We start from the raw sequence: 18,655 nt of genomic DNA, 5'->3' as shown, positions 1-18,655 counted from the left end.
CACAGCAATAATATACCCATCTCACCCGTACCTTCTGGAATATCCGGCCTGCCCCACCAAGTCATTGGGGCCTTCCGGGTCCGGCCCGTTTCACCACACATCGGGGACCTCTGATGGACGCAAAAGCAAGCAATAAGACCGCCACGCTGACGGTCGGAAACAAGAACTACGATCTCCCGATCCACAGCGGCAGCGTCGGGCCTGATGTCGTCGATATCGGCAAGCTCTACGCCCAGTCCGGGCTGTTCACCTACGATCCCGGCTTCACCTCGACCGCAAGCTGCGAGTCCAAGATCACCTATATCGACGGTGACGCCGGCGTGCTGGAATACCGCGGCTATCCGATCGAGCAGCTCGCCGAGAACGGCGACTTCCTCGAGACCTGCTATCTCCTGCTCTACGGGAACCTGCCGACAGCCGCGCAGAAGAAGGATTTCGACGACCGCGTGATCCATCACACGATGGTGCACGAGCAGATGGCCCGCTTCTTCCAGGGCTTCCGCCGCGACGCCCATCCGATGGCGGTGATGGTGGCCTCCGTCGGCGCGCTCGCCGCGTTCTACCACGACTCCACCGACATCAACGATCCGAAGCAGCGCATGATCGCGTCGATGCGCATGATCGCCAAGATCCCGACGCTGGCGGCGATGGCCTACAAATACACGATCGGCCAGCCCTTCGTGTATCCGAAGAACTCGCTGAAGTTCGCCGAGAACTTCCTGCACATGTGCTTCGCCGTGCCGTGCGAGGAGTACAAGATCAACCCGGTGCTGGCTGACGCGCTGGACAAGATCTTCATCCTGCACGCCGACCACGAGCAGAACGCCTCGACCTCGACGGTGCGCATCGCCGGCTCCTCCGGCGCCAACCCGTTCGCCTGCATCGCCGCCGGCATCGCCTGCCTCTGGGGCCCGGCGCATGGCGGCGCCAACGAAGCCGCGCTCGCGATGCTCGCCGAGATCGGCTCGGTCGACAAGATTCCGGAATTCATCGCCAAGGTGAAGGACAAGAACAGCGAAGTCCGCCTGATGGGCTTCGGCCACCGCGTCTACAAGAACTACGATCCGCGCGCCAAGATCATGCAGAAGATGTGTCATGCCGTTCTCAAGGAGACCGGCCATGGCGACGATCCGATGCTGAAGGTGGCGCTCGAGCTCGAGAAGATCGCGCTCAGCGACCAGTACTTCATCGACCGCAAGCTCTACCCGAACGTCGACTTCTATTCGGGCATCACGCTGAAGGCGATGGGCTTCCCGGTCTCGATGTTCACCGTGCTGTTCGCGGTCGCCCGCACCGTCGGCTGGATCAGCCAGTGGAGCGAGATGATCGAGGACCCGCAGCAGAAGATCGGCCGTCCGCGCCAGCTCTACACGGGCGTCACCCGCCGTGACTACGTCGCGATCAAGGATCGGAAGTAAGATCGGCCTGAGGGCTTTTGGAAACGGCGCCATCCTGTGATGGCGCCGTTTTTGTTTGCGGGCGACATTTGTAGGATGGGCAAAGCGCGGCGTGCCCACCACCTCTCCGCGACCGAGCCAGAAACGGTGGGCACGCTGCGCTTTGCCCACCCTACGATATGGAGAACCCGATGCTGACCGGAAGCTGCCTCTGCGGAGGCGTTGCCTACGAGGTCGACGCGACCCCGGGCACCATCATGCACTGCCATTGCCAGACCTGCCGCAAGACGCATGGATCGGCCTTCTCCACCGTCACCAACGTGCCGCGCGACCGCTTCCGCTGGACCAAGGGCGAAGACTTGCTGCGCGGCTTCGAATCCTCGCCCGGCAAAACCCGCTATTTCTGCTCGCAATGCGGATCACACATCGTCGCCTCGCGCGAGGGCAAGAACACGGTCCTGCTGCGGATGGGCTGCCTCGATACACCGATCACAGAACGGCCCGAGATGCACATCTGGCGATCAGATTCCGCCAACTGGTACGACCCGAAGGCCGAATTACCGGAGTGGGCCGAAGGCACCGCACCAAAAGCCTGATCGGTTCTTCGCCTCATCTTGCTGCCACGCACAACAACAAGTCGGCTCATCGCGTCCGCAATCGCTTGACAGTCGAAACGCTCCGCGCGCAAATTCTTACACTAAGTAAGAATGACGACAGGGATGGAAATGCCGGAGCAGCCGAGAAGTCGGCGGCAGACGCGCGCTGCCATTTTGACTCACTTGCTCCAGTCCGGCGGCTCGTTCCGGCCGCCGCTGGCCAAGGCCGTGCGCCTGTCCGAGGCGAGCCTGTCGCGCATCCTGTTTGATCTGAAAGCCGAAGGCCTGATCGAGGAAGTGCGGCGCCCTGCCCCCTATGTCGGCGGTCCGACAGGCCTCGTGTCGCTCGATGGCTCCGTGGCGCTCGCAGCCCTTGAGCTGACCGGCCAGTGGCTCAGCGTGGGCGTTGGCGGCATGTCGGGCGAAATGCACTACACCGAGCGTGTTCCGTTGCTGAAGAAGCCGACCGTCGAGACCGTCGGCCGGGTGTTCCGCGAAGCCCTCACCTTGCTGCGCGACTGGACGCGCCGCCGCCGCATCAGTCTCGCGCAGATCGGCATCACCATTCCCGGCCTCGGCCGCCTGAGCGCCGCGGGCAATCCGATCATTCCGTGCGACGTCGAACGCATCGGCGACATGCTCGGCGGAATGTTCGCCGGCGTGCCGGTCGAGTTCACCAACTCGGTGGTCGCACACGCCACGTTTCACCGCTGCCGCACGCAGGACTATCCCTTCAGCAGCGCACATCTCTTCGTCTTCGTCGGCCAGGGCGTTGCCGGCGCCTGGATGGACGATCCGCTGGAGGCCGATGCCCCGCAGCCGGTCGAGCTCGGCCATATGGTTTTCAATGCCGACGGGCCGCGCTGCCGCTGCGGTCATCATGGCTGCGTCGAGGCCTATACGTCGCTTCCGGCCCTCGCCGAGCTCCTCGGCGTAACTGAAGCCGAATTGCTCCAGCTCGGCGGCGAATGGGTGAGCACGATCCCGCGCTCGTCGCGAATGCGCCAGGAGTTGCGCCAGCGCCTGTTCCGGCTGGGCCTTTCGATCGGCAACACGCTGAACGTGAAGCCGTGCAACGGCGTCGCGATCAGCGGCTGGCCGTCGCTTCTCTCGGAAGAGGATCGCAAAGCGGTGGTCGATGGGATCGACGCCTGCCTTCTCGGCGGGCGGAAACTGGCGCAGGTGTCGCTCGCCTTCGTGCCGCCCTCGAACGGTAACGATCCGCAAGCAGCTCTCGCCTTCGCCGCCTTTTGTCTCGCCAGCCGCGGCGGGATGCCCGCGGCTTCGACGGAGGCCGCCTGACATGCCCTGAGCCGCGTGGCTCAACGCGCCAAGAAAGTTCACACCGGGAGGAACTGCCATGCCGATCACGACAACAAGGCGCCGTCTACTCGCTGGATCTGCGGCCGCACTCGCATTACCGGCATTCGCCCGCGCGCAAGGCGCGGCCAAGCCGCGCCTCACCGCGATCTCGCAATGGTCCGCAGGCAGCGATGGCGCGGCGATCACCGCACTCGGCAAGAAATTCGAGGAGAAAGGCGGCGTCTGGCAGCACTCGCCCGTCCCCGGCTTCACCACCGAGATGATGAACAAGCTGCGCGCCCAGATCATCGCCGGCGATCCGCCGGCCTGTTCGCAGCTGAAGGGCCCCGAGATTGCGGCCTGGTCGAAGATCGCCCCGACCGTCGATCTCGACGCCCTCGTCGCGGCCGCCGGCTATGAAAAGGTTGTCGCTCCGGACCTCGCAAAATTGCACAAGCCGGGCGGCAAGTGGATTGCGCTGCCGTTGCAGATCTACAGCACCAACATGCTGTTTCTCTCCAAGCGCGCGATGGACAAGGCCAAGGCCGACAAGGTCCCGGTCACCTGGGCCGACTTCAACGATCTCGCCGACAAGATGAAGGCGGGCGGCATCACCTACCCCATCGCCAACGGCGGCACCCGCCCCGATGACGGGCAGAAATTCGAGGCCTCTTTGGCCGGCATCAGTCCCACGGCATACCGTGCGGCCATCATGAATCTCGACAAGAAGGCCCTGGAGGGCCCCGAGATCAAGGCTGCCTTCGTCCAAGTCCGCAAGATCGCCAACTGGATGGACCCCAACGTCGGTGCCCAACCCTACGCCACCAATTTGAAGCGCTTCGTCGACGGCGACATGGGCATGATGATCATGGGCGGGTGGGCGCAGGGCGTGTTGCGTAACGCCGGTTTCAAGTTCGACGACTTCATGATCACGCCGGGCCCGAGCGACAATGGCAAACCGGTCTTCCTGTTGAATGCCGACGCCTTCATCTTCTGGCAGCGCAAGGAGCCGGATCTCCAGGCCGGTCAGACGTTGATGGCCCAGCTCGTCATGGATCCGGCGATCCAGACCATGTACTCGCAGATCACGGGATCGATCCCGGTGCGCACCGATGTCGACCTCTCCGGTGAGGGCTGGTCGGACGGTCAACGGCGGACCGCAGCCGCGCTCAAGGACGCTGTCGCCAACAATCAGGCCGTCCTGAGTCTTGCGCACAATATGGCACAGGAAAACGGCCTGACGGCCGCGATGATCGACGTGCTCACCGAGTATGTGAAGAACAAGACGATCACGCCGGAGCAGGCGGTCACCCGCCTCGCCGAGGCCGTCGAGGGTTCGCGTTGACCGACACCGTCTCCACAGCAACGCGGCCGGCGACGTCTGATCTCGTGCGCCGGCTGCCCGAATATCTGATGATCTGGGTGCCACTGCTGTTGTCGGCTGCGCATCTCATTTCGTTTTCGCTGTGGACGATCTGGATTTCGTTCACGCCCTCGACGCTTGTTCCGGTCTCCGGCTGGGTGGGTTTGCGCAACTACAACGCGGTCCTGGCATCGCGGAACTGGCAGATCGCCTTCGACAATCTGCTGCTGTTTGGCAGTGCTTTCGTGCTGCTGAGTTTGATCACCGGCCTTATGCTGGCGATCCTGCTCGATCAGCGCATTCGCGGCGAGAATGTGCTGCGATCCATCTTCCTGTATCCGCTTGCGGTGTCGTTCGTCGTCACCGGCACGGTCTGGAGCTGGCTACTCAATCCCGGCATCGGGATCCAGAAGCTCGTCCATGATCTCGGCTGGACCACCTTCCGGTTCGACTGGCTGATCGACCGCGACATGGCGATCTGGACGATCGTGATTGCTGCGATCTGGCAATCCTCGGGCTTCGCCATGGCGCTCTTCCTCGCCGGCCTTCGCTCCGTCGATTCCGACATCATCAAGGCCGCCCAGATCGACGGCGCCGGACCGGTCCGAACCTATTGGCGGGTCATTCTGCCGACGCTCTGGCCGATCACCATCACCGTCGTCGTCGTCCAGTTGCAGTTCGCGATCTCGGCCTTCGACCTCGTCCGTGCGCTCACCAATGGCGGGCCGGGAATCGCGACCCAGCTGCCGGCCCTTGTCGTCTACGACCTCATGTTCCAGCGCAGCCAGCTCGGCCGGGGCGCCGCGGCGGCGGTGCTCATGCTGCTCATCCTGCTCGCGGTGCTGCTGCCCTATGCGGCGTGGCGTTATGTCCAGCGAAGGCAGGCCACCCATGCGTGACCGCAGCTTCGCACCGAGCCGAATTCTGATCTATCTCGTCGTGACATTGTTCGCTGCAGCCTATCTCGCGCCACTCGTTGTTGTCGTCCTGAACTCTCTCCGCACCAACGAGGAGATCGCGCAGGGTTCGATGATCGGCTGGCCGCAACATTTGGCCTGGAGCAACTACGCCAAGGCCTGGAGCGGCTTCTGCGTCGCTGAGACCTGCGCCGGCATCCGGCCGTACATGCTGAACTCCGCGCTCGTCACCATCCCGGCGACGATTTTCTCGACCCTGCTCGGCGCTGTCGCCGGTTACGCCGTGTCGCTCTGGCGCTTTCGCGGCGATAGCTGGATCTACGGTATCGTGACCCTCGGCCTCTTCCTTCCCCAGCAGATGCGCCTGCTTCCCTGGACCATCGTGCTGCGGGACACCGGTCTCATCAACACGCTGACGGGCCTCGTGCTGATTCACACGATCCAGGGGCTCTCCTTCACCACGCTGTTCTGCCGAAACTACTATGTCGCCATTCCACACGAGTTGATCAGAGCCGCACGCATCGATGGCGCCGGGTTCTTTCGCATTTTCTGGCGCATCATCCTGCCGCTCTCGGCTCCTATTCTGATCGTCACCGTGATCTGGCAATTCACGCATATCTGGAACGAGTTCCTCTATGGCGTGACATTCACCACCGGCCAGCAGCAGCCCGTCACGGCCGCGCTCATCGCGCTCTCTGCCGCAATTGCGGACATTCCGCAGCATGGCGTGCAGAGCGCCGCGGTGATCATCGCAGCGCTGCCCACTTTGCTGATCTATCTCCTCGGCGGACGGTACTTCGTGCGCGGCCTGACCGCCGGCGCAGTGAAATGATGGGGTCGTCATGGCAGCACTGAGCATTCGCACCCTGTCCAAGCGCTACGCCAATCTGGAGGTGCTGAAGGGCATCAACCTCGACATCGAGAGCGGCGAGTTCACCGTGCTGGTCGGGCCATCCGGCTGTGGCAAGTCCACCCTGCTCAACATCGTCGCCGGGCTCGATCGTCCGAGTGACGGAACGATCGAGATCGGCGGACGCGTCGTCAACGACGTCCCGCCCAAGGATCGCGACATCGCCATGGTGTTCCAGTCCTACGCGCTCTATCCGTCGATGACGGTGCGCCAGAACATCACCTTCGGCATGGAATGCCGTCACGTTCCGAAGGCGGAGCAGGAGAAGGCGCTGGCGAGTGTGGCTCGCCTCCTCCAGATCGAGCCCCTGCTCGGTCGCAAGCCGTCGCAATTGTCCGGCGGGCAACGCCAGCGCGTGGCGATGGGCCGGGCGCTGGTGCGCGATCCCCTGCTCTTCCTGTTCGACGAGCCGCTCTCCAACCTCGATGCGAAGTTGCGCGTCGAGATGCGGATGGAGATCAAGCGGCTGCACCAGCGCATCGGCGCCACCATCGTCTATGTCACCCACGATCAGATCGAGGCGATGACGATGGCAACGCGCATCGCCGTGATGCATCGGGGCGTGGTGCAGCAGTTCGCCGATCCGGACACGGTGTACCGCTATCCGGCCAATCTGTTCGTCGCCCGCTTCATGGGTTCGCCGCCGATGAACACCATGCCGGGGCGGCTCGAGGCCGATAGCGGCGGACCTGTGGCCGTAATCGGCGCGGGGCGACCCGACGAAGTTCGTCTGCGCCTGCATGGACACGACGCGGCAACATCTTATCTCGGCCGCGAGGTGGTCGTCGGGATCAGGCCGGAATGCATCGCCGAGGCCAGCCGCGTCTTTTCCGGCGAGGCGCCCGTCCTCGTCAACGCGCCGGTCGAGATGATCGAGCCGACCGGCGCCGAGACAATCGTGCTGCTGCGTCTCGGCGGCGAGACTGCGCTGGCGCGCATCACGCCGGATATCCGTCCCGCGCCCGGCGCGACCGCCACCTTCGCGCTCGACACGCGGCGCATTTGCCTGTTTGACCCCGAGACGGAGCGGCTGATCGCATGACCCGGACCATCTTTCCCAGCCTTGCCGGCCGCGTGGTGTTGATCACAGGTGGCGCCAGCGGCATCGGTGCCGCCTTCGTGCGCGCCTTCGCGACCCAGGGCGCCCGCGTCGCCTTCCTCGACATCGATGCGAGTGCCGGCGAAGCGCTGGTGCGGGACGTCGCGACCTCATCCGGCTCCGCGCCCCTGTTTGTGCCCTGCGACCTCCTCGACATCGACGCCTTGCGCGCTGCCGTGGCGCGGGTGCACGGATCGCTCGGCGATGCCGCAGTCCTCGTCAACAATGCCGCCAACGACCAGCGTCAGGTCCTGGCCGAGGTGACGCCGGCCGAATTCGACTGGACGATCGGCGTCAATCTCAAGCACGTCTTCTTTGCGGCCCAGGCGGTGGTGCCGCAGATGCAGGCGCGCGGCGGCGGCTCGATCATCAACATGTCGTCGGTGGCGTGGATCCGCGGCGCGCCGGCGCTGCCGGTCTATGCCGCGGCGAAGGCGGCGATCGTCGGCTTCACCAACTCGCTGGCCAGGTCAGTCGGCTCCGACCGCATTCGCGTCAACGCGATCGCGCCCGGCATGGTGATCACCGAGCGCCAGCGCCGGCTCTGGTTTCCGGACGAGCAGAAGATCTCCGAGCTGCGCACCCGCCAGGCCGTTCCCGATGCGGTGACGCCGGAAGACATCGCCAGCATGGTGCTGTTTCTCGCATCCGACGAGAGCCAGCGTATCACCAGCCAGTGTTTTCGGGTCGACGGCGGCCTCGCCTAGGACTGTAGGGTGGGCAAAGCGCAGCGTGCCCACCATTTCTTTCTCGGTTACGGAGAGGTTGTGTGCACGCTTTCGCTTTGCCCACCCTACGAAGCCGTCTATTGCCGCCTGCCCTTGCGCATCGTCGCGAGCACGATGTCGGCGGCGAGCACGCTCGGCGACTTGTTGCCGGTAGACATGATAGTGTCGAGCCTGGCGAAGGCTTCGACCTGTCGTTTGCGCAGCGGCGTGTCCGTGAGCAGCTCCGACAGTGCCGGCGCCAGCTTCTCCGGTACGCAGTCCTCCTGCAAGAACTCCGGAACGACATCCTCGCCGATCACGAGATTGGCGAGGATCACCGAGGAGACGCGGATCGCGCGGCGCAGGATGAAGGCTTCGATCGCGCCGACGCGATAGGCCGTCACCATCGGAATGCCGGACAGCGCGAGCTCCAGCGTCACGGTGCCGGATTTGGCCAGCGCCGCGCGCGCGGTTCGGAACGCGGCGCGCCTCTCGGTCTCGCCGACCACGATTTGCGGCTTGACCGGCCAGCTCGCGATGCCTTCGCGGATGGTGGCTTCGAGATGCGGCATGGTCGGGAGCTTCAGTTCGAAGGCGCGGCCTTCGGCCTGGAGCCGTCCGAGCGTCGCGCCAAACACGTCGAGATGGTGCCGGATCTCGCTGCGGCGGCTGCCGGGCAGCACCAGCAGAACCGGCGGCTCGACATCACGGCGCCGCTGCTCCTCCGCGTTCGGGCGCAGCGACGGCAATTGCTCGATCAGGGGATGGCCGACATAGCTGCATGGCGGCCCGCCGAGCTTGTGGTATTCCTCCGGCTCGAACGGCAGCAGGCCGAGCACGTGATCGACATAGCGGCGCATGGTGCGCGCCCGCCCGGGTCGCCAGGCCCAGAGCTGCGGCGCCACGTAGTCGACAATCGGGATCTCCGGCGTCTTCGCGCGCACGCGGCGGGCGACGCGATGGGTGAAATCGGGACTGTCGATGATGACGAGCGCGTCGGGTGCGGCCGTAGTCACGGCATCCGCGGTCTGGCGGATCAGCCGCAAAATCTTCGGCAACTGCTGGACGACCCCGGCGAAGCCGACGATCGACAGCTCCTCGATCGGAAACAGCGTCTCGAGCCCCTCACGCGCCATGGTCCGGCCGCCGACGCCCACAAACTGCACGCCGTCGCCGAGCCGCTGGCGCAACACTTTCATCAAGGCGCTGCCGAGCCGGTCGCCGGATTCCTCCGTCGCGATCAGGAAGATCTTCCGCTTGGGATCGCGGCTCTGCATCATGCCGTCAGGCCGATGACGAAGAGATATTTGGCGTCGGCGAGCGAGATCATCGCCTGCGGCTCGGCGGCGATGGTGTTGCCGGCGACGACGGCAATGCCGGCCAGTCCAGCTCGAGCGACGCCCTCCAGGGTACGCGGACCGATCGTCGGCAGGTCGAAGCGCAAATCTTGCCCGCTCTTCGGTACCTTCACCAGCACCCCGCGTCCTGTCGCAGCGCGGATGCGCCCCTCCTCGCGCAGGCGTGCCACGCGCGCGAGCAGCGCGTCGGTGCCCTCGATATCCTCGATCGCCACTACATGGCCGTCGATCACGACCGCGGCTTGGCCGATGTCGAACGGGCCGAGCGCGGTCAGCACCGCGCGGCCGCGCTCGATGTCGGCCTTGCTGTTGTCGTTCGGCCAGGCGCGGCTGATGCAGCCCTCGGGCATCAGCAGATCCGGCGCAACATCCTTGATGCCGACCATGCGAAAGCCGCCTTGCTCGAGAATGCGCCCGACGCCGGACAACAGATGATCGTCGCCGCCGCGGAAGGCGCGGATGACGTTGCCGAGCAGGCGCAGTGTCGTGACGTCGAACCTTATTTCGGACAGCGCAGGCCGCACCAATGTGCCGATGAAGATCAGATCGCGGCAGCCCTCCTCGCGGAACAGCCGCATGGCACGGCCGAGCTGGCCGACCGAGATCCAGCGATGGCGGAACTGCTCCACCCGCGTCGGATCGCAGGCGCCACGCAGCGGGAACAGCACCGGCGTGATGCCGCGCGCGGCAAGCGAATCGGCGACCGCGAACGGCATGGCGCCGCCGCCGGCGACGACGCCGACCGGCGAAGAAATCTCCGAAGCCGCCGATGTCATGCCCGCGGCCATCCCGAAATCACTTCTCGATGGCGGGAAGACAGATCGGGCGATGCTTGCGCTTGCCGATGAAGTCGAGGATCTCGGCAATCGCGGGGTCTTCGCTGGCGAGCGGCTGGGCCGCCGCGAGCCGCTCGGCGAACGTGCCGGGGCCGTGGAAGAGTTTTTGGTAGAACGATTGCACAGTCGCGCGCCGCTGCTTGGTGAACTGCCGCCGCTTCATCCCGATGAGATTGAGGCCTTCCAGCGCCGCATACTGGCCGTTGGCGAGGCCGAACGGAATGATGTCGTCGCGCACGCCCGAGAGGCCGCCGACCATCACCTGCGGGCCGATGCGCGTGAGCTGATGCACCGCCGACAGGCCGCCGATATAGACGAAATCGCCTATCTCGCAGTGGCCGCCGAGCGTCGCCGAGGTCGCGAAGATCACGTTGTTGCCGACCATGCAGTCATGGCCGACATGGCTGTTGTTCATGAAGTAGCCGCCGTTGCCGACGCGCGTCAGCCCGCCGCCCTTGATGGTGCCGACATTCATCGTCGCGCCTTCGCGGATGGTGCAGCCGGAACCGACCTCCAGCCTGGTCGGCTCACCCTTGTAGCTGAGGTCCTGGGGCGCGCCGCCCAGCACCGCGAAGGGCGAGATCACGCAGCCATCGCCGATCGAGGTGTGGCCGATGACCGTGACTTGTCCGATCAGCTTGCAGTTCGCGCCGATCACGGCATTCGGACCGATGATGCAGAAGGGTCCGATCTCGGTACCCTCGCCGATCACGGCGCCGTCCGCGACCCGTGCGGTGGGATCAATCTTACTCATCAAGCAATCTGACTCATCAAGAAGGTCTGATTATGTGTTGAAGTCGCTCAGTTTTCCGGTGGTTAGCGCGACTATGCCCGATCTGTCCAGTGACGTATCATCTCGGCCTGTTTCAGGCACCGGATGAGCCGGCCGTCCTAAAGCACGATGAGATTGGGATGAATCGTCATCGCGCTTCAGGCTATCGTTCGAGCATGATCCTTTCGGAAAACCGCTGCACGCTTTTCCGGATCATGCTCTAGCTCGTCAACGCCTTCATGTGGAGCTTGAAGTCATCGTGGTCAGGGCCCTGGCAGTTCTGCTCGCACAGCTCGCGGCCGCCCCGATCGTCTCCGAGACGGTCGAGACCGGCGAACGCCGCTTCGTCGATCTCGGGACGTTCGAGTGCCGCGACATCACCCGCAGCACGGTGCTTCAGCGGGTCTGCTACGACCGCGCGCGGCGGGACCTCATCGTCGCGATCGACGGCCAATATGACCGCTATTGCGGGGTTGCGGCCGAGACGGTCGACAGCCTGCTCGGCGCGCCGTCCATGGGCCAGTTCTTCAACCGGAATATCGGACGCGAGACGGCCGGCGGCCGTTACGGCTGCGGCGCATAATCCATTTCCGCTGGCCTGAGCTGCTCAGTCCGTCAGCATGGCGCCGACGTCGGCTTCAGCAACGATCTGGCCGTTGACCTTGGCGTCGCCGTGAAACCACCACATCGCCTTGCGGCGGCCGATCGAGCGCATGTGATATTCGATGGTGTCGCCGGGCAGCACCGGCTTGCGGAACTTGCACTTGTCGATGGTGAGGAAATACACCGCGCGCGGCTTCTCGGTGCCCTCGACCGAGGTGATGCCGATCACGCCCGCGGTCTGCGCCATCGCTTCGATCATCATCACGCCGGGATAGACCGGGCGTTCCGGGAAATGCCCCTGGAAGGCCGGCTCGTTGAAGGTGACGTTCTTGATGCCAATGCCGCTGTAATCGGCGCGGATATTGATCACCCGGTCGATCAACAGCATCGGAAAACGGTGCGGCAGCGTCCGGAGGATCGCGTTGATATCCACCAGCTCGAATTTGATCGGTGATTCCTCCGTCATTCCCGTCCCTCGTTCTTCGGATCGGCCCTGCTGTCGCGTACCAGGCGCTCCACCGCGATAATTTCCTTGAACCACTGCTTGGTCGGCTTGGCGAAAAAGCCGCCCCAGCGCCCGTTCGGCGGGATGTCGTCCTTGACGCCGCTCATCGCGGTGACCTGAGCCCCATCGCCGATCTTGAGGTGGTTGTTGATGCCAACCTTCGCTCCCAGCGCCACGTTGTCGCCGATCGTCAGGCTGCCTGCGAGCCCGATCTGGGCCGCCAGCAGGCAGTTCCGACCGATGGTCACATTGTGGCCGATCTGGACCTGGTTGTCGATTTTGGTGCCCTCCCCGATCACGGTGTCGCGCAGGGAGCCGCGATCGATGGTGGTGCCGGCGCCGACTTCCACATTGTTCTGGATCAGCACGCGGCCGGTCTGGGGCACCTTGAGATGGCCCTCGGGGCCGAAGAAGATGAAGCCATAGCCGTCCTGGCCGATCGAGCAGCCGGGATGGATCAGCACGTTGTTGCCGATCAGCGCGCACTGGATGGCCGTGCGGGCGCCAACATTGCAGTCCCGGCCGATCTTGACGCCGGGACCGATGACTACGCCGGCGCCGATTACGGTGCCGCTGCCGATCTCGACGTCAGGGCCGATGACGGTCAGGGGATCGACGATGACGTCGTCCTCCAGCCGGGCCGAGGGATCGATGATGGCCGACGGGGCGATGCCGTCATTACCGACCCAGGACTGCGGGCGCAGCGCATCGCCGTGCCATTCCCGGGCGAGCCCGACAAAGGCGCGGAACGGCTGCGCCACCCGCAGCACGGCCACATGCGCGGGCACCTGGGCCTCGAAGCGCGGACTCACCAGGCAAGCCCCGGCCTTGGTCGCCTTGAGCTCGTCGGCATATTTGAGGTTGTCGAAGAACGCCAGATGCATCGGGCCGGCTTCGTCGAGCGAAGCAAGACCGGTAATGACGTGACCGCCCCTGGCAGGGTCGACGAGCTGCGCCTTGGTCAGCGCGGCAATGTCAGCCAGCGGTGAGGCCGGCGGCTTTCTGAAGAAGGTCGGCTGCGCCATTCCACCCCATCGCGGTCCGGCTTCGGCATGAAGCGGTCAGGCCGCATCATGCCTTATCTCACGGATTGAGCACGATCTTTTTGGAAACCGGCCCCAACAAGGGGCCGGCTCATGCCCTGCTGATCGAACTAGAACGAGGTGCCGCCGCCGAACCTGAACTGCTGCACGCGATCGAACTGGCCCTTGGTGAGCGGCACGGCGTAGTCGAACCGCAGCGGACCGAACGGCGACTGCCAGATCAGGCCAATACCAACCGACGAACGGACGACATTGCCGTTGTCATACACCAGGCCGGTACAGGTTCCAGCCGAGGGCGGGTTGATGGTCGACGGCGTACAGTTCGAGTTCCTGGTCGTGGTCATTTCGTTCGTCAGCGACCACGTCGTCGGGCCCTGATAGTCGAAGAGGCCGCCGGCGTCGGCGTAGACCGCGCCCTTCAGACCCACTTCCTTCGGCAGGAACCAGAACGGCATCTGCAATTCGAACGAAGCGCCCCAATATTTGGTGCCGCCAAGCGCGTCTTGCGTGCCAAAGGGATTCAAATCGCGCGGACCGATGCCGTTCGGAGCAAAGCCGCGGACCAAGTTCGGGCCCATCTGGAACTGATCCAGCATGCGGATATCGTTGTTGCCGATCTTGTTCAGCATGCCGCCCTGAAGGTGAACGAGGCCGACGATGTCGGACACCAGCGGAGCGTAGTACTTCGCGTCAACGACGGACTTCAGGTAGGTGACGTCGCCGCCCACGCCGGCGAAGTCCTGCCGGAAGTCGACGAGCAGACCGTCGGTGGGGTTCTTGTTGTTGTCCAGCGTGTTGTAGGTCAGCGTGTAGCCGAGCGCCGAGGTCAGGGTCTTGCCGCCGGCAAGCTCCTTGCGGACCGGCAGCGAGGCTTCGCCGTCGGAGTAGCAGCCGAGACCGCCGGTCGAGGTCAGATCGATCGGCGGCGTTTGCGATGCGGCAAAGGCCGGGCTCGGGTTGAAGGCCGACGAACCGAGGACGTTGTTACAGTTCGCCAGGTAGGACGGCAGCGTGATTTCCTGCTGGTAGATCGAGTAGCGCAGCTGGAGCGACAGATCTTCACGCAGGCTGAAGCCGAGGCGCGGGCTGAAGCCCAGCGTCTTCGTACCGTAGGAGATGTAGCTGTTGGAGAGCTGCTGACGCTGATAGAGGTCGAGACCGAGCGCGACGCGGTAGTCGAGCAGATACGGCTCGACGAACGACAGCGAATAGCCGCGCGCATACTGGCCGTAGGTCACCGACGCCTTGGCGAACAGGCCGCGGCCAAGCAGGTTACGCTCGGAGATCGAGACTTCCGCGAGCGCACCGTCCGTGGTGGAGTAGCCGCCCGAGACCGAGAAGTCGCCGGTCGATTTCTCTTCGAGATCGACGATCAGGACCACGCGGTCGCTGGAGGAGCCCGGCTCCGTCGTGATCTTCACGCTCTTGAAGTAGTCGAGGTTCTTCAGGCGGCGCTCGGCACGGTCGACCAGCGCGCGGTTGTAGGCATCGCCCTCGGAGATGTCGAACTCGCGGCGGATCACGTAGTCGCGCGTGCGGGTGTTGCCGCGGACGTTGATGCGCTCGATATAGGTGCGCGGGCCTTCGTCGATGTTGAACACGACGGCGACGGTGTGCGCCTCGAAATTACGGTCGCCGCCGGGACGGACCACGGCGAAGGCATAGCCGCGCCGCGACGCCTCGATCTGCATTTCCTCGACCGATTTCTCGACCGATTCGACGTTGTAGAGCGCGCCCACATTGACGCGCGAATAGTTGCGCATCGTGGTCGGATCGAAGTTCGGAATGGAGGAGCGGAAGTCGACGGTGCCGACGCGGTACTGCGAGCCTTCCTCGATCTTGAAGGTGACGTTGAAGCCCTTCTTCTCCGGATCGTATTCGGTGAGCGCGGCGACCACCTGGACGTCGGCGAAACCGTTCTTGAGATAGAAACGGCGAATCAGGTCACGGTCGGCCTCGACGCGATCGGGATCGTAGAGGTCGTTGCTGGCGAGGAAGCTCAGCAGGTTCGATTCGTGCGTCTTGATGACGTCGCGCAGGCGGTAGGACGAGAACGCGTTATTGCCGACGAACTCGATCGACTTGACGCCGGTCTTGGCGCCCTCCTCGACCGTGAAGATCAGGTCGACGCGGTTGTTCGGCTGCTCGATGATCTCGGGCGTGACGCGGACGTCATAGCGACCCGAGCGGCGGTAGATTTCGGCGATTCGCAGGGTGTCGGACTGCACCATGGCGCGGGAGAAGGTGCCGCGCGCCTTGGACTGGACTTCAGCGGTGAGCTGCTCGTCCTTGACCTTCTTATTACCTTCGAACGCGATGCGGCCGATCACCGGGTTTTCCACCACGGAGACGATGATCTGGCCACCGGAACCGCGATTGATTCGCACGTCCTGGAACAGGCCGGTCTCGATCAGGGCCTTCAGGCCGTCATCGATGGCGCCCTGATCCAGGCGGCCACCCGGGCCCGGCTTGAAATAGGAGCGGATCGTCTCCACCTCGACACGGCGATTTCCTTCGACGGAAATCGACTGGACGGTCTGAGCAAGCGCAGACGAAGACACAAAACCAGCCCCAACCGGGGCAAGCACCGGCGCGCCGAACAAGATCAGGGATGCGAGCAAGCCCCCCCGGAGTCGCAGTCCAAACTTCATTGCGCAACGCGCCCTTATCAGTACCAGACCCAACCCCAACGCCGGTCCGGGAGATTCCCCAAGTTCGAAGCCGCTTGTAGCCAATTTCCCCGATGTCGCAAACGGCCGCTGACACCGTAATTTCAATTTCATTCCAAGACGTTGCTCATGAGCAACGCCACAAAAAAGCCCGTATCAGGAAGCTGCCATCCGCAAGATGTCGTTATAGGTGGCAAACACCATCAGCATCAGCACCAAACCGAGCCCGATTCGGAACCCCATCTCCTGAGTCCGCTCGGACAGGGGTCGGCCCCGGACCACCTCCGCCGCGTAGAACATCAGGTGACCGCCATCGAGCAGCGGGATCGGGAACAGGTTCAACAGCCCGATCGACACCGACAGCACCGCGCACAGATTGATCACGAACTGGAACCCGGCGCTGGCCGCCTGCCCCGACATCTTGGCGATGCCGAGCACGCCGCTGACCTCGTTGGGATTGCCTTGTCCGACAAACAGCGAGCCAAGGAACTTGAAGGTGCTGGTGATGATGAACCAGACCTGCTCGACACCGATCTTGAGCGCTTCGCCGACGCCGACCGGCGTGGTCGAGGCCTCGCCGGCCTGGGACTTGTGCTCGACGCCGAGCACGCCGAGGCGGTGGCTGTTGCCAAAGGGATCCTTGCGCTCGAGCAGCGCCGGCGTCGCGGTCAGGGAGACGATGGCGCCGTCCCGCTTGACCTGGAAGGCAAGTGCCGAACCGGCATTCATCGCAACGATTCGCTGCATGTCGGCAAAGCTCTCGATCGGCTTGCCGTCGATCTGCACGACGACGTCGCCGATCTTGAAACCGGCCGTGGCCGCAGCGCCGTCGGCGACCACGCCGTCGACGCGGGCGATCGTGCTCGGCTTTCCGTAATAGAGCGCCATGGCGGCGAAGATCAGCGCGCCCAGGATGAAATTGGCGATCGGTCCGGCCGCGACGATGGCGGCGCGCGGGCCGACCTTCTTGTGATGGAAGCTACCGGCGCGCTCCTCGGCCGTCATGGCCGCAAGTGTCTCGGCCGACGGGGTCGAAGCCTCGCTCTCGTCGCCGAAAAACTTGACGTAGCCGCCGAGCGGGATCGCCGAGATCTTCCAGCGGGTGCCATGGCGGTCGTTGAAGCCGACGAGCTCCGGTCCGAAACCGAGCGAGAAGGTCAGCACCCGAACGCCTGCCCAGCGCGCGACCAGGAAATGGCCGAGCTCATGGAAGAACACGACGATCGTCAGGACGAACAGGAAGGGAACCGCGTAGCCGAGGAGCCCATGGCTCAACGTATTGAAACTATGGACGAAAAAGTCGATCATCGAATTCCCTCATCCAGCGCCGCAAGGCCCTGGCCCCGTGCCATCTAGGATGCCTTTAAGGCAATTTGAGGCAATAGGGCGGCAGCTCTATTTCGCGCAACATGGTCAACAGAGATTGCATCGTCAGCGGACGTCAGGGGAGCCTGGTTCCCGCCGCGAATCCAGTCGTCCAACGTCGCCTCGACCAGCCGCGCGATCGCGCCGAACCGGATCTTGCCGGCGATGAACGCGGCGACCGCAACCTCGTTGGCGGCGTTGTAGACGGTGGTCGCCCCCTTCCCGGTCCGGAGCGAATCGAAGGCCAGCCGAAGCCCAGGGAAGCGCTCGAAGTCCGGCGCCTCGAAGGTCAGCTGGCCGATCTTGGCCAGATCGAGCTTGGCCGCCGGCCCCTTGATGCGATCGGGCCAGCCGAGGCAGTGCGCGATCGGCGTGCGCATGTCGGGAGAACCGAGCTGGGCCACCACCGAACGGTCGGAGAACTCGACCATGCCGTGGATGATCGACTGCGGATGCACGAGGACGTCGATCTCGTCGGGCGAGAGCGCGAACAGATAGGACGCCTCGATCACCTCGAGGCCCTTGTTCATCATCGAGGCGGAATCGATCGTGATCTTCTGGCCCATGCTCCAGTTCGGATGCTTCAGGGCCTGCTCGAGGGTCGCCTGCTCGATGTCGGCGGGCTTCCAGGTCCGGAACGGCCCACCCGAGGCGGTGATGATGACGCGGACGAGTTCGTCGCGGTTGCCTGAGCCGAGCGCCTGGAACAGCGCATTGTGCTCGGAATCGGCCGGCAGGATGCAGGCGCCCGCTTTCGCCGCGCGCTGCATGAAGAAGTCGCCGGCGCAGACGAGACATTCCTTGTTGGCGAGCGCGACATGCGCGCCGCGATCGACCGCGGCCAGGGCCGGCTTCAGTCCGGCGGCGCCGCTTACGGCGGCCATCACCCAATCGGCCGGACGCGCGCCGGCTTCGATCACAGCGCTTTCGCCCGCGCCGCATTCCGTGCTCGTTCCCGCGAGCGCAGCCTTGAGCTCGGCGAACTTGGACGTGTCGGCGATCGCGACGTAGCGCGCGGAAAACTCCTTGGCGAGCTTGGCCAGCGCTTCGACATTGCCGTTCGCCGTCAAGGCTTCGACGCGATAGCGCTCGGGAGAGGCGCGCAGCAGATCCATCGTGCTGTCGCCGATCGAGCCGGTGGCGCCGAGAACCGTGACACTGCGGACGGTCGACGCCGCAGCCTTGTTGTTACGCAATGGGACCGCGCTCATAT

General features: G+C 64.4%; 17 protein-coding genes. 9 read left to right on the top strand and 8 right to left on the bottom strand.

All coding sequences use genetic code 11. The annotated features are described in order from the left end of the window. The first annotated feature begins 113 nt into the window (after nt 1-113). From gltA to AB7Z56_RS20560, 8 genes are all read left to right on the top strand, one after another. Complete coding sequence (gene gltA, locus AB7Z56_RS20595; protein ID WP_071913479.1) at nt 114-1,418, top strand: citrate synthase; 1,305 nt, start codon at nt 114-116, stop codon at nt 1,416-1,418. 170 nt (nt 1,419-1,588) lie between these two features. Then, complete coding sequence (locus tag AB7Z56_RS20590; protein ID WP_166096939.1) at nt 1,589-1,993, top strand: GFA family protein; 405 nt, start codon at nt 1,589-1,591, stop codon at nt 1,991-1,993. Nucleotides 1,994-2,116: 123 nt separating this feature from the next. Then, nucleotides 2,117-3,295: an ROK family transcriptional regulator gene (locus tag AB7Z56_RS20585; RefSeq protein ID WP_175618087.1), complete on the top strand. Its 1,179-nt coding sequence runs from the start codon at nt 2,117-2,119 to the stop codon at nt 3,293-3,295. Nucleotides 3,296-3,353: 58 nt separating this feature from the next. Beyond that, a complete protein-coding gene (locus tag AB7Z56_RS20580; protein ID WP_014494953.1) occupies nt 3,354-4,640 on the top strand; it encodes an ABC transporter substrate-binding protein in 1,287 nt (428 codons plus the stop codon). Further along, nucleotides 4,637-5,557 carry a carbohydrate ABC transporter permease gene (locus AB7Z56_RS20575; protein WP_283016654.1) on the top strand — a complete coding sequence of 307 codons (921 nt, stop codon included), beginning with the start codon at nt 4,637-4,639 and terminating at the stop codon, nt 5,555-5,557. The genes AB7Z56_RS20580 and AB7Z56_RS20575 overlap by 4 nt, the downstream gene beginning before the upstream one ends. Continuing rightward, nucleotides 5,550-6,407, top strand: coding sequence for a carbohydrate ABC transporter permease (locus AB7Z56_RS20570; RefSeq protein ID WP_014494951.1), 858 nt, complete (start codon nt 5,550-5,552; stop codon nt 6,405-6,407). Before AB7Z56_RS20575 ends, AB7Z56_RS20570 begins: the two co-directional genes overlap by 8 nt. Before the next feature lie 10 nt (nt 6,408-6,417). Then, on the top strand, nt 6,418-7,527 hold the full coding sequence (locus AB7Z56_RS20565; RefSeq protein WP_283016655.1) for an ABC transporter ATP-binding protein: 1,110 nt from the start codon (nt 6,418-6,420) through the stop codon (nt 7,525-7,527). Continuing rightward, nucleotides 7,524-8,291 carry an SDR family NAD(P)-dependent oxidoreductase gene (locus tag AB7Z56_RS20560; protein WP_166096944.1) on the top strand — a complete coding sequence of 256 codons (768 nt, stop codon included), beginning with the start codon at nt 7,524-7,526 and terminating at the stop codon, nt 8,289-8,291. The genes AB7Z56_RS20565 and AB7Z56_RS20560 overlap by 4 nt, the downstream gene beginning before the upstream one ends. A 98-nt stretch (nt 8,292-8,389) precedes the next feature. Here the strand turns inward: AB7Z56_RS20560 and lpxB are convergent, their stop codons facing one another. Genes lpxB through lpxA form a run of 3 tightly spaced genes read right to left on the bottom strand, consistent with a single transcriptional unit; the run spans nt 8,390 to nt 11,239 of the window. After that, entirely contained in the window at nt 8,390-9,571 is a 1,182-nt protein-coding gene (gene lpxB / locus AB7Z56_RS20555) for a lipid-A-disaccharide synthase (protein WP_166096945.1), read from the bottom strand. After that, a complete protein-coding gene (locus tag AB7Z56_RS20550) occupies nt 9,568-10,425 on the bottom strand; it encodes an LpxI family protein (protein WP_049807903.1) in 858 nt (285 codons plus the stop codon). The genes lpxB and AB7Z56_RS20550 overlap by 4 nt, the downstream gene beginning before the upstream one ends. 19 nt (nt 10,426-10,444) lie before the next feature. Continuing rightward, nucleotides 10,445-11,239: an acyl-ACP--UDP-N-acetylglucosamine O-acyltransferase gene (gene lpxA / locus AB7Z56_RS20545; protein WP_283016656.1), complete on the bottom strand. Its 795-nt coding sequence runs from the start codon at nt 11,237-11,239 to the stop codon at nt 10,445-10,447. Between the two features lie 277 nt (nt 11,240-11,516). Here lpxA and AB7Z56_RS20540 point away from each other — a divergent pair, with 277 nt between their 5' ends. Beyond that, nucleotides 11,517-11,840 (top strand): KTSC domain-containing protein, encoded by a 324-nt coding sequence (locus tag AB7Z56_RS20540; protein ID WP_166096947.1) that lies wholly within the window; start codon nt 11,517-11,519, stop codon nt 11,838-11,840. A gap of 24 nt (nt 11,841-11,864) precedes the next feature. Here AB7Z56_RS20540 and fabZ read toward each other — a convergent pair whose 3' ends face one another. The 5 genes from fabZ to dxr form a co-directional block, all read right to left on the bottom strand. Beyond that, nucleotides 11,865-12,326, bottom strand: a complete 462-nt coding sequence (gene fabZ / locus AB7Z56_RS20535; RefSeq protein ID WP_028151691.1) for a 3-hydroxyacyl-ACP dehydratase FabZ — start codon at nt 12,324-12,326, stop codon at nt 11,865-11,867. Next, complete coding sequence (gene lpxD / locus AB7Z56_RS20530) at nt 12,323-13,390, bottom strand: UDP-3-O-(3-hydroxymyristoyl)glucosamine N-acyltransferase (RefSeq protein WP_283016657.1); 1,068 nt, start codon at nt 13,388-13,390, stop codon at nt 12,323-12,325. Before lpxD ends, fabZ begins: the two co-directional genes overlap by 4 nt. A 128-nt stretch (nt 13,391-13,518) precedes the next feature. After that, nucleotides 13,519-16,059: an outer membrane protein assembly factor BamA gene (bamA, locus tag AB7Z56_RS20525; RefSeq protein ID WP_063983033.1), complete on the bottom strand. Its 2,541-nt coding sequence runs from the start codon at nt 16,057-16,059 to the stop codon at nt 13,519-13,521. Between the two features lie 174 nt (nt 16,060-16,233). Beyond that, nucleotides 16,234-17,385, bottom strand: a complete 1,152-nt coding sequence (gene rseP, locus AB7Z56_RS20520) for an RIP metalloprotease RseP (protein WP_028151694.1) — start codon at nt 17,383-17,385, stop codon at nt 16,234-16,236. A 44-nt stretch (nt 17,386-17,429) separates the two neighbouring features. Continuing rightward, a complete protein-coding gene (gene dxr / locus AB7Z56_RS20515) occupies nt 17,430-18,653 on the bottom strand; it encodes a 1-deoxy-D-xylulose-5-phosphate reductoisomerase (RefSeq protein WP_028151695.1) in 1,224 nt (407 codons plus the stop codon). Nucleotides 18,654-18,655 lie beyond the last annotated feature (2 nt).

The organism is Bradyrhizobium sp. 482_C4_N1_8 (assembly GCF_052075965.1).
GTDB lineage: Bacteria > Pseudomonadota > Alphaproteobacteria > Rhizobiales > Xanthobacteraceae > Bradyrhizobium > Bradyrhizobium barranii.
This window is presented reverse-complemented; position numbering and strand designations above follow the sequence as displayed.

Coding starts and splice junctions, on each gene's coding strand:
- AB7Z56_RS20560 (WP_166096944.1), top strand. CDS start 7,524: ATGACCCGGACCATCTTTCCCAGCCTTGCCGGCCGCGTGGTGTTGATC.
- AB7Z56_RS20550 (WP_049807903.1), bottom strand. CDS start 10,425: ATGACATCGGCGGCTTCGGAGATTTCTTCGCCGGTCGGCGTCGTCGCC.
- lpxD (WP_283016657.1), bottom strand. CDS start 13,390: ATGGCGCAGCCGACCTTCTTCAGAAAGCCGCCGGCCTCACCGCTGGCT.
- AB7Z56_RS20580 (WP_014494953.1), top strand. CDS start 3,354: ATGCCGATCACGACAACAAGGCGCCGTCTACTCGCTGGATCTGCGGCC.
- AB7Z56_RS20590 (WP_166096939.1), top strand. CDS start 1,589: ATGCTGACCGGAAGCTGCCTCTGCGGAGGCGTTGCCTACGAGGTCGAC.
- AB7Z56_RS20570 (WP_014494951.1), top strand. CDS start 5,550: ATGCGTGACCGCAGCTTCGCACCGAGCCGAATTCTGATCTATCTCGTC.
- bamA (WP_063983033.1), bottom strand. CDS start 16,059: ATGAAGTTTGGACTGCGACTCCGGGGGGGCTTGCTCGCATCCCTGATC.
- gltA (WP_071913479.1), top strand. CDS start 114: ATGGACGCAAAAGCAAGCAATAAGACCGCCACGCTGACGGTCGGAAAC.
- dxr (WP_028151695.1), bottom strand. CDS start 18,653: ATGAGCGCGGTCCCATTGCGTAACAACAAGGCTGCGGCGTCGACCGTC.
- AB7Z56_RS20585 (WP_175618087.1), top strand. CDS start 2,117: ATGGAAATGCCGGAGCAGCCGAGAAGTCGGCGGCAGACGCGCGCTGCC.
- lpxA (WP_283016656.1), bottom strand. CDS start 11,239: ATGAGTAAGATTGATCCCACCGCACGGGTCGCGGACGGCGCCGTGATC.
- lpxB (WP_166096945.1), bottom strand. CDS start 9,571: ATGATGCAGAGCCGCGATCCCAAGCGGAAGATCTTCCTGATCGCGACG.
- rseP (WP_028151694.1), bottom strand. CDS start 17,385: ATGATCGACTTTTTCGTCCATAGTTTCAATACGTTGAGCCATGGGCTC.
- AB7Z56_RS20565 (WP_283016655.1), top strand. CDS start 6,418: ATGGCAGCACTGAGCATTCGCACCCTGTCCAAGCGCTACGCCAATCTG.
- fabZ (WP_028151691.1), bottom strand. CDS start 12,326: ATGACGGAGGAATCACCGATCAAATTCGAGCTGGTGGATATCAACGCG.